We start from the raw sequence: 13,242 nt of genomic DNA, 5'->3' as shown, positions 1-13,242 counted from the left end.
GAGTACTTAAGAAGGAGGGGCAGCCCAGGGCGAGCACGACAGGGCTCCCGCAGGGATGCCGTGGTGCTGCGGACGGTCTCAGACGAGCCGACAGATGGCGCTGGACGTGCGGCCGAGATCGATGTGGCGACGTGAGGTCAGTCGCGGCAGGACGAGATCCGTGTGGCTGTGCGTGCGCATGCCGGCCCCCCACGGATCCCTAGTTTTCCTACCTGGTTGCTAGGGATCGTGGCAGAAGGACGCCCCCACCCCAAGAGGTTGTTCACATGGTGGACGTCGTCATCCCGAAGAGTGAGATCAGGGGTTCACCCAGGCGTTCGGTGCATGGGTCAACTCCGAGACGGCGGAAGGAAGTTGGGCGGACGCGACATCGGCGAGCGAGACCCCCTCCAGGATCTCCCGCACATTGGACCGCAGCGCGATCCACAGGGGCAGCAGCGACTCGGCGGGCCCGGTGTAGGACAGCTCGGGGGGCCGGACCCCGCGCACGGAGACCAGGGGGCCGTCCACAGTGCGGATCACGTCGGCGATGCTGATGGACTCGGCGGGCTTGGCCAGCCGGTAGCCGCCGTTCCCGCCGCGCTGGCTGAGCACCAGACCGCCGCGGCGCATGTCGTTCAGGATGCTTTCGAGGAACTTGTGCGGGATGTCCTGGGCGGCCGCGATCGCCTCGGCCTTCAAGGGCCCGTCGTCGCGTGACGCGGCGAGCTGCAGTGCGGCACGTACCGCGTAGTCCGCCCTGGCTGAGATCCGCATGCAGCCATTATCCCGCAGGTCCCGGCCGTGTCCCGCGGCGGGTGGGGCCAGGAGCGGTGTCCCGTCGATCGCGCCGGGAGCCCGGCGCGATCGACGGGACACCGCCCGGTGGCGCGGGGGAGGGCAGGCCCTCCCGCGGGCCGCGGGCCGGTGTCACATGGGCAGGACCAGCGCCGGGTGCGCGCCGTTCAGGAAGTAGTCCCCGACGTCGCGGAGACGAGGGGCGACGGGCTCGTACAGGGTGTGGGTGCGCGCGTCGCGCCAGAAGCGGTCCAGGCCGAGCCGTGCCGGGGTCGAGCGGGCGCCGACGACGTCGAGGGCGCGGGTGGTCGACTCCTGCGCCGCCCGGGCGGCCGCGGCCTCGGCCATGGCCACCAGGACGGCGATGTCCGCGTGCTCCTCGAAGGTGAGGTCGTCGCCGAGGGACAGCCCGGCGCACACGGCGGCCAGTGCCTGGTCGGCGAGGGCGGAGGCGGCGCGCACGAGCACGGTGAGTTCCCCGAACGTGGTCAGCACCTGCGGATCGTGCGGGGAGCCGACCGGCCAGGCGGGGTGCCAGGGCGCGTGGCCCGTCCGGCTGTAGTCGCGGGCCTCGGCGAGCACCCCCTCGGCCATGCCGAGCCGCAGCTGGACCGAGAGCAGCCGCCCGACCGGCGAGATCAGCGCGGTCCGCGGGGAGAGGGCGTCCTCCTCCGTGGACAGCGAGCCGAGGATGTCGTCGGCGGCCACCGGCACGGCGTCGAACTCCACGCTGCCGCCGGCCGCCAGCCGCTGGCCGAAGGCCTCGGCATCGTTGTCGACGCGCACGCCGGGCGCCGCGGGGTCGACGAGGACGGCGACGGGTTCCGCGCTGTCGGCGCGTACCGCCCGGACGGCGACGCGGTCGGCCACCAGCACACCGGTGACGTAGCTCTGCCGCCCGTCCAGCACCTGGCCGCCGGCCGAGGGGGTCAGGGCGAGCGCGGGTTCCTGGCGGGCCAGGCCGCCGCCCCAGCACCACTGCTCGGCGGCGGACCGCCGGCCGATGCGGGCGGCGAGCGCGGGCTCGCCCAGGAACCGGGCGCTCCACGACAGGAAGGTGTGGGAGCCGAGGAGCTGGGCGACGGCGCCGTCGGCGGCGGCGATCTCCCGGACGGCGGCGTACGCCGTGGGCCAGTCCGCGCCCCCGCCGCCGAGTTCGGCCGGTATCAGCAGGGTCAGCAGCCCCGCCTCGCGCAGCCGGGACACCTCGTCGAACGGCGCCTTCCCCGCCTGCTCCCGTTCCACCGCGTCGGTGGCGAGGTCGTCCGCCGTCTCACGGATCACGCGCAGCCAGTGCGCACGGCCGGGCCCGGTGCGCCGGGGCTCCGCGGTCGGTTGGGGCGGTGCGGGGGCAGTGGCCATGCGCCTCATCCTGCGCACCCCCTGAACCACCGTCAATACTTTCCTAGTAAATCGATAGGAAATCTAGGGAAGATGGCTGAGCAGGGACGGGACGGAGGCCGAGCCGCACCGTCCGTCATCCGGGCCGCAGTTGACGGGACGGGCGATGTACTGCTCAATTAATCGCATGAACGCCGAGCAGCGCCTGGTCACCCGTGACCACATCGACTTCGGTCGCGTGTGGTCCGCCGCGTGTCGCGCCTGATGCCACGACGGGCCGACTGACCGGCCCGCTCACGCTCTCGGCTGCCAGCCCCTGACGGGGCCCGCCACCGCTTCTTCCCCGCCTCCCGGCCCGCCGCCGTCCGGCTTCCCGGCGTCCCCGCCTCCCGGCGAGGCCCCGACGCCGGTCCTCCCGGCCGTGCCACGTCCTCGCCCCGGCGGCGTCACACCCTTCACCACCCAGCAGCACCGCTCACACCCGTTCACCACCCGGTTCCGCACCGGGGGCCGCCCGGCCGTGCCCGCCTGCCCGCATGCGAGGGCAGACGCGCCCGGCGCCCCCGGCGAACCCGAGGAAAGGCCCTCTCCCATGCCCGTGGAGTTCCTTGGCATCGCCGCCACCAACGACGGCTCCGAGACCACCCCGCGCTCCGGCGCCGCCTTCGACAAGGAGTACACACTCCGTCTCGCCCGTGCCCACGAGGACCACGGCTGGGACCGGGTGCTGTTCGCCTACGGCTCGGGATCGCCCGACCCCGCGCCCGCCGCGGCCTACGTGGCGAGCAGGCTGGAGCGGCTCCAGATCCTGCTCGCCCACCGCCCGAACGTCTCCTACCCGACGTTCGCCGCGAAGACGTTCGCCACCCTCGACCAGATCAGCGAGGGCCGGCTGACCGTGCACTTCATCACCGGCGGCAACGACCACGAGCAGGGCCGCGAGGGAGACACCCTCACCAAGGACCAGCGCTACGAGCGCACCCGCGAGTACATCCGGATCGTCAAGAAGATCTGGACCACCCACGAGCCCTTCGACCACGAAGGCGACCACTACCGCTTCCACGACTTCGTCAGCGACGTCTTCCCCGTCCAGCAGCCCCGCCCGGACGTCTCCTTCGGCGGCTCCTCACCCGCCGCGTACGCCGCCGGCGGCGCGGAGGCCGACATCTACTGCCTGTGGGGCGAGCCCCTGGAGCGGACGGCCGAGCAGATCGAGGCCGTGAAGGCCGCGGCGAAGGCGGCGGGCCGCACCGACGTGCCCCGCATCCAGGTGGCGTTCCGGCCGATCATCGCCCCCACCGAGGAACTGGCCTGGGAGAAGGCCCACCGCACGGTCGGCGCGATCCGCAGGCGCCGCGAGGCGGGCCTGGTCCGCCACCACCGCGACAACGCGCCCGAGAACACCGGCTCGCAGCGGCTGCTCGCCATCGCGGAGGCGGGGGAGCGCTACGACCGCGCCCTGTGGACCCCGACCGCCGCCGCCACCGGGGGAGCGGGCAACTCCAACGCCCTGGTCGGCACGCCGGAGACGGTCGCCCAGGCCCTGCTCGACTACCACGACCTCGGCGTCGACATCCTCTCCGCGCGCGGTTACGACCTGCTGGGCGACGCGATCGACTTCGGCCGGCACGTCATCCCGATCGTCCGCGAGGAGGTCGCCAAGCGTGACGCCGCACGCGAGGCGGCCCGCGGGGTCCAGCCCCTGGCGGCGGTGCAGGGATGACCTCCGCACCGGACCTGACGGTCGTCCACGTCCCGGTCTCCGACCCGAGGGTGCGGCCCCTGCTGCGGGAACTCGGCGACGAGTACTCCCGCCGCTACGGCAAGGACGCCCACGAGGAACTGGCCCGCTACCCCGACGAGGAGTTCACGGCGCCCCACGGAGGCGTCCTGTTGCTCCTCCTCGAAGCGGGCGAGCCGGTCGCGGGCGGTGCCTTCCGCCGGTACGACGCGGCCACCGCCGAACTGAAGCGGATCTGGACGCACTCCGCGCACCGGCGGCGCGGACTCGCCCGGCGGGTCGTCGCCGAGCTGGAGCGCGAGGCCGCCGGCCGCGGCTACCGGCGGGTCTTCCTCACCACCGGGCCCCGCCAGCCGGAGGCTCGCGCCCTGTACCTGGCGACCGGCTACACCCCGCTGTTCGACACGGGCGCCGACCCGGAGACCCTCGGCCCGCTGCCCTTCGAGAAGCACCTGCCGCGGTCCCCCCGTACCACCGCACCGACCCGAGAGGCGGCCACCCAGTGAACCTCCGAGGCACCGCGATCCGGCTCGTCGGCACGCTCCTGCCGGTGCTGGCGCTCACGGCCTGCGGCTCCGGCGGTACGCCCGGCACGTCCCCGGCCGGCGCCCAGGCGTCCCCCGCGCCGGCCGACGACCCGGTGGCCGACGTGCGCGAGGTGAAGGCCGCCGCCGCGCTGCTGCCCGCCGACGTGCGTGCCGCCGGCACCCTGCGGATCGGCAGCTCCATCGGCTTCCCGCCCGGCGCCTACTACCCGGACGGCCCCGGCAGCGAGCCCGCGGGACTGGACATCGACCTCGCCGACGCGGTCGCCAAGGTCCTCGGCGTGAAGCTGGAACGCCAGGAGGCGTCGTTCGAGTCGATTTTGCCGGCCCTCGGCAGCGGCAAGTTCGACGTCGGCACGGGCAACTTCGGCGTCACCGCCGAACGCCTGAAGCGGGTCGACTTCGTCACGTACATCAACGACGGCCAGGGCTTCGCGGTCAGGAAGGGCGGCACCGCGCTCAAGGGCAGGGTCACCGACCTGGTCCAGCTGTGCGGGCTGACCGTCGGCACCGGCGCCGGCACCACCTTCGAGGCCACCCTCGAAGCGGAGAAGGGCGTGTGCGCCAAGGCGGGCCGCGAGCCCTACGACGTGAAGGTCTACTCCGAGAACGCGGCCACCCTCACCGCCCTCCAGCAGGGCCGTGTCGACGTCATCATGTCCACCATCAACGGACTGCGCCACCAGGCCGCCCAGCCCGCGTCGGGGACCGTCTTCCTCGGCGAGTACCACCGCCTCGACGTCGGCTTCGCCTTCCAGAAGGGCTCCCCGCTCACCAAGGCCTTCCAGGCCGCGGTCAACCGGCTGATCGAGGACGGCACCTACGCCCGGATCCTGGCCAAGTGGGGCACCACCGCCTCCGCGATCGACGCGTCGCGGATCAATCCACCCGAGCACAGGTGATCCATGAGCAGCGACACCCTGACCCCGCCCGCGGAGCGGCTGGACGGCCGGCCCGCCGAGTTCACCGTCGTCCCCGCCCGCCACTACGCCCGCTGGGCCGCCGCCGTCGCCGTGCTCGTGCTGGTCGCCCAGTTCGCCCACGGCCTGGCCACCAACCCCGTCTGGGAATGGCACGTCTTCGCCGAGTACGTCTTCTCCGAGACGATCGTGCAGGCCGTGTGGGTGACCCTCCAGCTCACCGCCTACGCCACCGTGCTCGGGTTCCTCCTCGGCACCGTGATCGCCTTCATGCGGCTGTCGCACAGCCCGGTGCTGCGGACCGTCGCCTGGACGTACATCTGGGTCTTCCGGTCCATCCCGATGATCGTCCAGCTGGTGTTCTGGTTCAACCTCAGCGCCCTGTACGAGCGGCTGGGCGTCGGCATCCCCTTCGGGCCGGTGTTCTGGTCCGTCGACAGCAACAGCCTCATCGGCACCATCGGCGCCGCCGTCATCGGACTGACCCTCCACCAGGCCGCCTACGCCGCCGAGATCGTCCGCGGCGGTGTCCTCGCCGTCGACCCCGGCCAGCGGGAGGCCGCCGCCGCGCTCGGCATCCCGCGCCTGCGCCAGATCCGCCGGATCGTGCTGCCGCAGGCCATGCGGGCCATCCTGCCCACGGCCGGGAACGAGATCATCGGCCTGCTCAAGGGCACCTCGGTGGTCTACGTCATGGCCATCGGCGAACTGTTCTACCAGGTGCAGGTGATCTACGGCCGCAACGGCCGGGTCATCCCGCTGCTGCTCGTCGCCACCGCCTGGTACGTGGTCCTGACCTCCCTGCTCTCGGTCGCCCAGTACTACGTCGAACGGCACTACGCCCGCGGCGCCGACCGCACCCCGCCGCCCACCCCGCTCCAGCGCGCCCGGCGCGCCCTCAAGACCCTGGGAGACAGCCGATGAGTCAGGTGATGGTGGACGTGCACGGCGTCCACAAGAGCTTCGGCGCGCTCCAGGTGCTGCGCGGCGTGGACCTGCAGGTCCGCCCCGGCGAGGTCACCGTGATCCTCGGCCCGTCCGGCTCGGGCAAGTCCACGCTGCTGCGCACCATCAACCACCTGGAGAAGGTCGACCGCGGCTGGATCAGCATCGACGGTGAACTCATCGGCTACCGCCGCTCCGGCGACAAGCTGCACGAACTCAGGGAGAAGGAGGTGCTCAGGCAGCGCACCCACATCGGGTTCGTCTTCCAGAACTTCAACCTCTTCCCGCACCTGACCGTGCTGGAGAACGTCACCGAGGCCCCCGTCTCGGCCCTGCGCCGCCCCCGCAAGGAGGCCGCCGGGACGGCCCGCCGGCTGCTCGCCCGGGTCGGCCTGGAGGACAAGGCCGACGCCTACCCGCGTCAGCTCTCCGGCGGCCAGCAGCAGCGCGTCGCCATCGCCCGCGCGCTCGCCCTCGAACCGAAGGTGCTGCTCTTCGACGAGCCCACCTCGGCGCTCGACCCCGAACTGGTCGGCGAGGTCCTGGAAGTCATCAGGGACCTGGCCGCCACCGGCACCACCATGATCGTCGTGACCCACGAGATCGGCTTCGCCCGCGAGGTCGCCGACACCGTGGTGTTCATGGACGGCGGCCTCGTCGTGGAGCAGGGGCCGCCCGCGGCGGTCCTGGACACCCCGCGCCACGAACGCACCCGCGCCTTCCTCTCCAAGGTCCTCTGACCCGCCCCGGCCCGACCCCAGCCCGACCCCCAGCAAGGAGAACCACCGTGCCCACCCTCACCCGCCGTACCGTCGCAGCGGCCCTCGGACTCGCCGGCGCCCTCGTCCTCGCCGCCTGCGCCAACCCCGACGAGGGCGGCACCACCGAGGTCGCGGACGCCAGGGGCACCACGACGAAGATCAACACCAGCCCCGACCAGGACCGCGTCACCACCGGGAAGGTCGACTCCATAGCCGCCCAGGTCCCGCGGGAGATCCGCGAGAGAGGCACCCTGGAGATCGCCGACTCCTCCGGCTCCGCCGCGCCGCTCACCTTCCACGCCACCGACAACAGGACCCTGATCGGCGTCGAACCCGACATCGCCCATCTGGTGGCCGACGTGCTCGGACTGAAGCCGCACTTCAACACCGTCTCCTGGGAGAACGTCTTCGTCGGCCTCGACAGCGCCAAGTACGACGTCGGCTTCAGCAACATCACCGTCACCGAGGAGCGCAAGGAGAAGTACGACTTCGCCACCTACCGCGAGGACAACCTCGGCTTCGAGGCGAAGAAGGGCAGCGGCCTGAAGGTCGACGGTCCCGAGGACGTGGCGGGCCGGACGGTCGCGGTCGGCAGCGGCACCAACCAGGAGAAGCTGCTCATCGAGTGGAGCAAGGCGAACGAGAAGGCCGGCCGCGAACCGGTGGACATCAAGTACTACCAGAACGACACCGACACCTACCTCGCCCTCCAGTCCGGCCGCATCGACCTCTACCTCGGCCCCAACCCGACCGCCGCCTACCACGCGGCCACCTCCGGCAAGACCGAGGTCGTGGGCACCTACTCCGGGGCCGGCGCCGGCCTCCAGGGCCTCATCGCCGCCACCACCAAGAAGGACAGCGGCCTGGTGAAGCCCCTGGCCGCCGCGCTGAACGAGGTCATCGAGAACGGCACCTACGCCCAGGTCCTGGCGCGCTGGGGACTGTCCGACGAGGCCGTGACCAGGTCGCAGATCAACCCGCCCGGCCTGCCCAGGACCGACGGCTGAACCGTCCCGCCCGTTCCCGCCGTCCCCGCCCGTCCCGCACTCCGAAGGATTCGCCATGGCCACCGTCCTGTCCGTCTCCGGAAGCCCCTCCGCCACCTCCCGCACCGCCCGGCTGCTGCGCCACCTGGACCGCCGGCTCACCGCCCAGGGGCACGAGGTCATCCCCCTGGACGTCCGTACGCTGCCCGCCGAGGCCCTGCTCGGCGCCGACGTGCGGCACCCGGCGATCGCCGGGGCGGCCGCCCTGTTCGACCGCGCCGACGGCATCGTCATCGGCACCCCCGTCTACAAGGCCGCCTACTCCGGGCTGCTGAAGTCGCTGCTCGACCTGCTTCCGCAGTACGCCCTGGCCGGCAAGACGGTGCTGCCGCTGGCGACCGGCGGCAGCACCGCGCACGTCCTCGCCATCGACTACGCGCTGCGCCCCGTCCTCAGCTCCATGGGCGCCGGGCACATCGTCCAGGGCTGGTTCACCCTCGACAGGGACATCGCGGTGACCGACGACGGCCACCTGTCCGTCGCGCCGGGCGCGGCGGAGGCCCTGGCCCAGGTCGTCGACCGGTTCGCCGCGGCCCTCGACGGCCGTACGGCCCTGCTGGCGACGGCCGGATGAGCGGCCCGCCGCGGCCGGCGGCGACGAGCGGAGGCCCGCGGGGGCGGGCGCGTCCCCCCGGCCAGGGGTTCCCGCCGGGCGGCCACGACGACGTCGCCGGGCGGGCCGCCGAGGGTCATGCGGGACGCGGACGGGCGGACCGGACGGCCTGACACGTCCTTCCGTGTTCCATCCGGCATGTGAGACGGCGGGCGGGATCCGTGACGGCCCCCTTGACGGGCCCTCGGGCCCGCCCGACACTCCCTACAGGTTCCCTAGCGGATGGGTAGGAAAACGATGGAGCGTGCGGAGTCGTCCACCGACCGCGCAGTACGCGCGGGGCGGCCGGCCCTGCTCCTGACCTCCCGCCGCCACATCGATCTGCTGCGCGTCTGCAGCGCGGCGAGCGCGCCGAACTGACCAACGGTCCCCACGGCACCCCATGCCCGCGCGCACGGGTGGACGCCGACGCCGTCACGCGTCCCCCACCCCCCTCCGTGCGCCGCCCGCGCGCCGCCCGCCGCCCCGCGCACCCAGAAGCCGGCCCAGGATCCAGGGAGACACATGCCCGCCGCACCCTCGACCAGCCTGCCGCCCGCGCCCCCGCTGCGCGGCAGGATCGGCTGCGACGCGAGCAGCGGCTACTACGCCGTCGCCCGCCGCTACCGCCTCCACCTCTCGCCGTCCTGCCCCCACTCCCTGCGACTCGCCATCACCCACAGCCTGCTCGGTCTGCACCACACCCTGCCGGTGACCCTGCTGCCGTCCGTGCCCGACGGGCCCGACGGCGGGCACACCGCACTGCGCCCGCTCTACGAGGCCACGTCCCACCGCCACCCCGGCCCCGCCACGGCACCCGTGCTCAGCGACGACTGGACCGGACGCATCGTCAGCACCCACGCCCCGGACATCCTGCGGGACCTGGCCCGGCACTTCGGCAGCGACCGCCGCGGGCTCCACCCGCGCGGTGCCGAGGCGGAGATCGCCGCCGTGGAACACCTCTGTGAGCACGGCGTCGACGAGGCCGCGCAGCGCGCGGGGCGGCCCGGAGCCGACGCCGGCGAGCGCCGCGCCGCGCTGGCGGTGCTGCTGGGCACACTGCGGCAGTGGGAGGGACGGCTCAGCTTCCAGGAGTTCGTGCTGGGCGACCGCATGACCGTCGCCGACGTCCACGTCTGGGTGACCCTGGTGCAGCTCGACACCGTGCACCGCCGGCACCTGGACGCCGACGCCGTCCACCGCATCGCCGGCCACCCGCGGCTGTGGGCCTACGCCCGGCGGCTGGCCGGCCACCCCGACTTCGGCCGCCACCTCGACCTGCCGGGCATCGCCCGCCGCCACCACGCCCGCTGCCAGGGACTGGAGGCCGCCGGTGCGGCGGTGCAGATCCTGGACTGGGCGGCCCACATCGCGGACGGCACCGGCCGGCCCTCGGCGCTCTGTTGTCCCTGACCCCCGTCCCGGCGCCGAGCCCTCCGGCGGAGGGCCGGGCGCCACCCGAGCCGAACGGGCCCGGAACCGGGCCGCCGACGCGGCGGCACCCCGCCCGGCGTCGCGCCGGGCGCGGTCAGAGACCGGCCGCGTGGTCGGGGACGTACGTCTGGAGGTCGCGCGGCGGGCGCTGGTAACCGGTGGACGGCGGACGCTCCGGGAGCTCCAGCACCGGCGGCGGGACGTCGTGGTACGGAACGGAGTCCAGCAGATGGGCGATCATGTTCAGCCGGGCCCGCCGCTTGTCGTCGCTCTCCACGACGTACCACGGTGCCTCGGGGATGTCGGTGTGCACCATCATCTCGTCCTTGGCCCGGGAGTACGCCTCCCAGCGGGTGATCGACTCCAGGTCCATGGGGGACAGCTTCCAGCGCCGCAGCGGATCCTCCAGGCGGCGCCGGAAGCGGTCCTGCTGCTCCGCGTCGCTCACCGAGAACCAGTACTTGCGCAACAGGATGCCGTCCTCCACCAGCATCCGCTCGAAGATCGGGCACTGGCGCAGGAACAGCCGGTACTCCTCCTGGGTGCAGAAGCCCATCACGCGCTCGACACCGGCCCGGTTGTACCAGCTCCGGTCGAACAGCACGATCTCCCCGCCGGCCGGCAGGTGCTCGACGTACCGCTGGAAGTACCACTGGGTGCGCTGGCGCTCGGTCGGCTTGGGCAGCGCCGCGATCCGGGCCACGCGCGGGTTGAGATGCTCCGTGACCCGCTGGATGGTGCCGCCCTTGCCGGCCGCGTCCCGCCCCTCGAAGACCACGACCAGCCGGGCGCCCTCGGTGCGCACCCACTCCTGGAGCCGGACCAACTCCGTCTGCAGGCGCAGCAGTTCCCTCTCGTACCTCTTGCGCGGCAGCTTCGCCGCCTGCTTGCCGGCCATGGCGTCTCCCCGCTCGGGCGTGTACGCCCGGGCGCACCCTGGAGCGCACACCTGGACAGCGCTTGCACAGCACCGTACTGGCCGTGGGGGAGTCGCGCGCGCCGGACCGGCGGCCTCCGCCGCCCCCTTGGGCCCGACGCCGGACCGGCGGGCCCCCATGGCCGCGCCCCTCAGTCCGCACCGGCTCCCGGCCGCACCCCCGCGTCGGGCGTCGTCCGCGCGTCGGGTGCCGCCCCCGCCTCCTCCCGCCGCACGAGCTGGGCCACGACGAACGCCACCACCGACCCCGCCACGATCAGCGGCATCTGGTCGTGCGCGGCGCGGCCCATCAGCAGCACCGCGAGCACCGCGCTGCTCAGCGGCAGACCGGTCACCGCGGCGGCGGCCGCGGCGATGCCCAGGGCGAGCGCCGGGGTGGTGCCGAAGCCCGGCAGTCCGGAACAGGCCAGCGCCGACGCCGCCCCGAGCAGCACCGCCGGGAAGATCGGACCGCCCCGCAGACTGCCCAGGGCGATTCCCCAGGCGACGCCCTTGCAGGCGACGAGGGCGACGAGAGCCGCCACCGGCCAGGCGTGCGGATCGGCGGCGAGCCCGCCGATCGCGTTCTGGCCGGAGAGCGCCGCCTCCGCCGGGGAGCGGCCGGTCAGCAGTGCGTACACCGCGACGCAGCCGCCGACCGCCGTGGCGCAGACGACGGTGCGGACCGCGGTGTACCGCCCCGTCCACCGCAGGGTGCGCAGGCCGAGCCCGCGTGCCGCCGCGATCACCACGGCGATCAGGGCCGCCGCCGGAAGGCCCCACAGGAAGTCGCCCGCGTCCGGAGCCGTGCCGGGCGGCACGGCCGGCAGGGACAGGTCACCGATGTCCAGCCCGGTCCAGTGGCCGAAACCGGTGAAGACGAGCGCGCCCGCCGCGCTGGCGATGAGACAGGGCAGCAGCAGGAGCACCATCCGGCTGCCGCCGAGCGCCGCCGCTTCGAGGGTCAGCACCGCCGCGACCAGCGGTCCGCCGAGGATCGTGGAGATGGCCGCGGTCGACCCGGCGGTGCCGACCACGGCCACGGTCCGGGGGTCGCCCGCCGGGCCGCCGCGCAGCGCGAGCAGCGCGAGCCCGCTGCCCAACGCCATCAGCGGCGCCTCCGGGCCGAGCACCACACCGAGCGGCAGGGTGACGAGGGCCGCCAGGACGACCCCGGGCACCGCCCGCGGGCCGGCCGGCGGACCGCCGAGCCCGTGCACCGGCACATGGCCGCCGGCGCCCGGCAGCCGCGTCACGATCGGCGCGAGGACCAGCCCGGCGAGCAGCAGCGCGGGCAGCGGCCACCACCAGGGCGGGGTGCGGTGTCCGGCGGCCTCGGGCAGCGACTCCCACACCCAGTGTTGGAGTTCCTGCTGGAAGCCGACGAGGAAGAAGCAGGCCACCGAGACGGGCACCCCCAGCAGCGGCGAGAGCAGCAGCAGCCGGACGTAGCCCCGCTCACGCAACGCCGACCGCAACGCCGGCCCGCCTGTCGCGGCGGCCGCGGACGACGCCCCCGGAGGCGGTGCGCCTCCCGCCCCCCTCCCGGCCGGCTCGGCGCCGGTTCCCTGCCGGGCCGGTCCAGGGCGCGCCCCTTTCTCAGGCGGCACGCCGGGTGGCCCCCCGGGCGACCGCCGACAGCAGGGATCCGACGGCCGCGCCGATCGCCAGGTACACCGCTCCGCTGCCCACCTTCGGTTCCAGGCCCGACGCCGTCCGGAACGGCAGCAGCACGATCGCGGCCGTGACCAGCGCGACGATCCAGGTGAAGCAGCGTACCGGGTGCGGGGCGCTGAGGAGCAGCACGTGCAGCAGCGCGGTCGCGGCGAGGGCGGTCGCCGCCGCGCCGGCCGCCAGCAGTCCGGTCGAGCCGTCGCCCTCCGCGCCGTCGCCCTCCGGGGCGAACACCGCGATGCCGAGCACTCCGCGCACCAGCAGCACGGCGCCCATGGCGGTCAGTCCGGCGACCCCGGCGGTCAGGACGCCGCCGGCCCAGAGCCGGGCGGTGTCGAGCCGGGGCGCGGGCGGCGGGGCGTCGTCCGCGGCGGGACCGTCGCCGTACGGCATCTGCTGCGGACCGCAGGGCTGATTCGAGGGCTGCACGTTCGTCTCCTCGCTCGGTACGAGTGCGCTGTCCGTGACGGGTGGCTATCCGTACCCGCTCCCGCCCGCGGCGCTGCCCGCGCTGGCCCGTTCGGGGCACGACCGGCCACGGAAGCGGGGG

At 73.9% G+C, this 13,242-nt stretch carries 15 protein-coding genes; 9 read left to right on the top strand and 6 right to left on the bottom strand.

The features are described 5' to 3' along the window. Positions 1-78: 78 nt before the first annotated feature. The 3 genes from SGLAU_RS36905 to SGLAU_RS03060 all read right to left on the bottom strand — a co-directional run bounded on the left by SGLAU_RS36905 (position 79) and on the right by SGLAU_RS03060 (position 2,139). The gene (locus SGLAU_RS36905) at positions 79-180 is read right to left on the bottom strand and encodes a putative leader peptide (protein WP_366459963.1); all 102 of its coding nucleotides are present in this window, start codon (positions 178-180) and stop codon (positions 79-81) included. Positions 181-297: 117 nt separating this feature from the next. Beyond that, on the bottom strand, positions 298-756 hold the full coding sequence (locus tag SGLAU_RS03065) for an RrF2 family transcriptional regulator (protein WP_043498134.1): 459 nt from the start codon (positions 754-756) through the stop codon (positions 298-300). Positions 757-909: 153 nt separating this feature from the next. Beyond that, complete coding sequence (locus SGLAU_RS03060; protein WP_043498132.1) at positions 910-2,139, bottom strand: acyl-CoA dehydrogenase family protein; 1,230 nt, start codon at positions 2,137-2,139, stop codon at positions 910-912. A 571-nt stretch (positions 2,140-2,710) separates the two neighbouring features. Here SGLAU_RS03060 and SGLAU_RS03055 point away from each other — a divergent pair. The 9 genes from SGLAU_RS03055 to SGLAU_RS03020 all read left to right on the top strand — a co-directional run bounded on the left by SGLAU_RS03055 (position 2,711) and on the right by SGLAU_RS03020 (position 10,081). Continuing rightward, entirely contained in the window at positions 2,711-3,841 is a 1,131-nt protein-coding gene (locus tag SGLAU_RS03055) for an LLM class flavin-dependent oxidoreductase (protein ID WP_043498130.1), read from the top strand. After that, the gene (locus SGLAU_RS03050; protein WP_043498126.1) at positions 3,838-4,365 is read left to right on the top strand and encodes a GNAT family N-acetyltransferase; all 528 of its coding nucleotides are present in this window, start codon (positions 3,838-3,840) and stop codon (positions 4,363-4,365) included. Before SGLAU_RS03055 ends, SGLAU_RS03050 begins: the two co-directional genes overlap by 4 nt. Beyond that, entirely contained in the window at positions 4,362-5,306 is a 945-nt protein-coding gene (locus tag SGLAU_RS03045) for an ABC transporter substrate-binding protein (protein WP_052413586.1), read from the top strand. Before SGLAU_RS03050 ends, SGLAU_RS03045 begins: the two co-directional genes overlap by 4 nt. 3 nt (positions 5,307-5,309) lie before the next feature. Continuing rightward, complete coding sequence (locus SGLAU_RS03040) at positions 5,310-6,248, top strand: amino acid ABC transporter permease (protein WP_043498124.1); 939 nt, start codon at positions 5,310-5,312, stop codon at positions 6,246-6,248. After that, positions 6,245-7,009, top strand: coding sequence for an amino acid ABC transporter ATP-binding protein (locus SGLAU_RS03035; protein WP_043498122.1), 765 nt, complete (start codon positions 6,245-6,247; stop codon positions 7,007-7,009). The genes SGLAU_RS03040 and SGLAU_RS03035 overlap by 4 nt, the downstream gene beginning before the upstream one ends. A gap of 47 nt (positions 7,010-7,056) precedes the next feature. After that, entirely contained in the window at positions 7,057-8,037 is a 981-nt protein-coding gene (locus SGLAU_RS03030) for an ABC transporter substrate-binding protein (RefSeq protein ID WP_043498119.1), read from the top strand. A 55-nt stretch (positions 8,038-8,092) separates the two neighbouring features. Further along, positions 8,093-8,650: an NADPH-dependent FMN reductase gene (ssuE, locus tag SGLAU_RS03025; protein ID WP_043498118.1), complete on the top strand. Its 558-nt coding sequence runs from the start codon at positions 8,093-8,095 to the stop codon at positions 8,648-8,650. Between the two features lie 276 nt (positions 8,651-8,926). Continuing rightward, positions 8,927-9,049, top strand: coding sequence for a hypothetical protein (locus SGLAU_RS36670; protein ID WP_279627994.1), 123 nt, complete (start codon positions 8,927-8,929; stop codon positions 9,047-9,049). Between the two features lie 144 nt (positions 9,050-9,193). Beyond that, a complete protein-coding gene (locus SGLAU_RS03020; protein WP_043498117.1) occupies positions 9,194-10,081 on the top strand; it encodes a glutathione S-transferase C-terminal domain-containing protein in 888 nt (295 codons plus the stop codon). 115 nt (positions 10,082-10,196) lie between these two features. Here the strand turns inward: SGLAU_RS03020 and ppk2 are convergent, their stop codons facing one another. From ppk2 to SGLAU_RS03005, 3 genes are all read right to left on the bottom strand, one after another. Then, positions 10,197-11,000 carry a polyphosphate kinase 2 gene (gene ppk2 / locus SGLAU_RS03015; protein WP_043498115.1) on the bottom strand — a complete coding sequence of 268 codons (804 nt, stop codon included), beginning with the start codon at positions 10,998-11,000 and terminating at the stop codon, positions 10,197-10,199. A 170-nt stretch (positions 11,001-11,170) separates the two neighbouring features. Then, positions 11,171-12,484, bottom strand: coding sequence for a chloride channel protein (locus tag SGLAU_RS03010; RefSeq protein WP_244315166.1), 1,314 nt, complete (start codon positions 12,482-12,484; stop codon positions 11,171-11,173). A 133-nt stretch (positions 12,485-12,617) separates the two neighbouring features. Continuing rightward, positions 12,618-13,121, bottom strand: a complete 504-nt coding sequence (locus SGLAU_RS03005) for a DUF6069 family protein (RefSeq protein WP_159072755.1) — start codon at positions 13,119-13,121, stop codon at positions 12,618-12,620. Between the last annotated feature and the right edge of the window lie 121 nt (positions 13,122-13,242).

It is taken from the genome of Streptomyces glaucescens (assembly GCF_000761215.1).
Lineage (GTDB): Bacteria > Actinomycetota > Actinomycetes > Streptomycetales > Streptomycetaceae > Streptomyces > Streptomyces glaucescens_B.
Note: the sequence above shows the minus strand (reverse complement) of the source record. Positions and strands in the feature narration are given on the sequence as shown.

Coding starts and splice junctions, on each gene's coding strand:
- SGLAU_RS36905 (WP_366459963.1), bottom strand. CDS start 180: ATGCGCACGCACAGCCACACGGATCTCGTCCTGCCGCGACTGACCTCA.
- SGLAU_RS03065 (WP_043498134.1), bottom strand. CDS start 756: ATGCGGATCTCAGCCAGGGCGGACTACGCGGTACGTGCCGCACTGCAG.
- SGLAU_RS03060 (WP_043498132.1), bottom strand. CDS start 2,139: ATGGCCACTGCCCCCGCACCGCCCCAACCGACCGCGGAGCCCCGGCGC.
- SGLAU_RS03055 (WP_043498130.1), top strand. CDS start 2,711: ATGCCCGTGGAGTTCCTTGGCATCGCCGCCACCAACGACGGCTCCGAG.
- SGLAU_RS03050 (WP_043498126.1), top strand. CDS start 3,838: ATGACCTCCGCACCGGACCTGACGGTCGTCCACGTCCCGGTCTCCGAC.
- SGLAU_RS03040 (WP_043498124.1), top strand. CDS start 5,310: ATGAGCAGCGACACCCTGACCCCGCCCGCGGAGCGGCTGGACGGCCGG.
- SGLAU_RS03035 (WP_043498122.1), top strand. CDS start 6,245: ATGAGTCAGGTGATGGTGGACGTGCACGGCGTCCACAAGAGCTTCGGC.
- ssuE (WP_043498118.1), top strand. CDS start 8,093: ATGGCCACCGTCCTGTCCGTCTCCGGAAGCCCCTCCGCCACCTCCCGC.
- SGLAU_RS36670 (WP_279627994.1), top strand. CDS start 8,927: ATGGAGCGTGCGGAGTCGTCCACCGACCGCGCAGTACGCGCGGGGCGG.
- SGLAU_RS03020 (WP_043498117.1), top strand. CDS start 9,194: ATGCCCGCCGCACCCTCGACCAGCCTGCCGCCCGCGCCCCCGCTGCGC.
- ppk2 (WP_043498115.1), bottom strand. CDS start 11,000: ATGGCCGGCAAGCAGGCGGCGAAGCTGCCGCGCAAGAGGTACGAGAGG.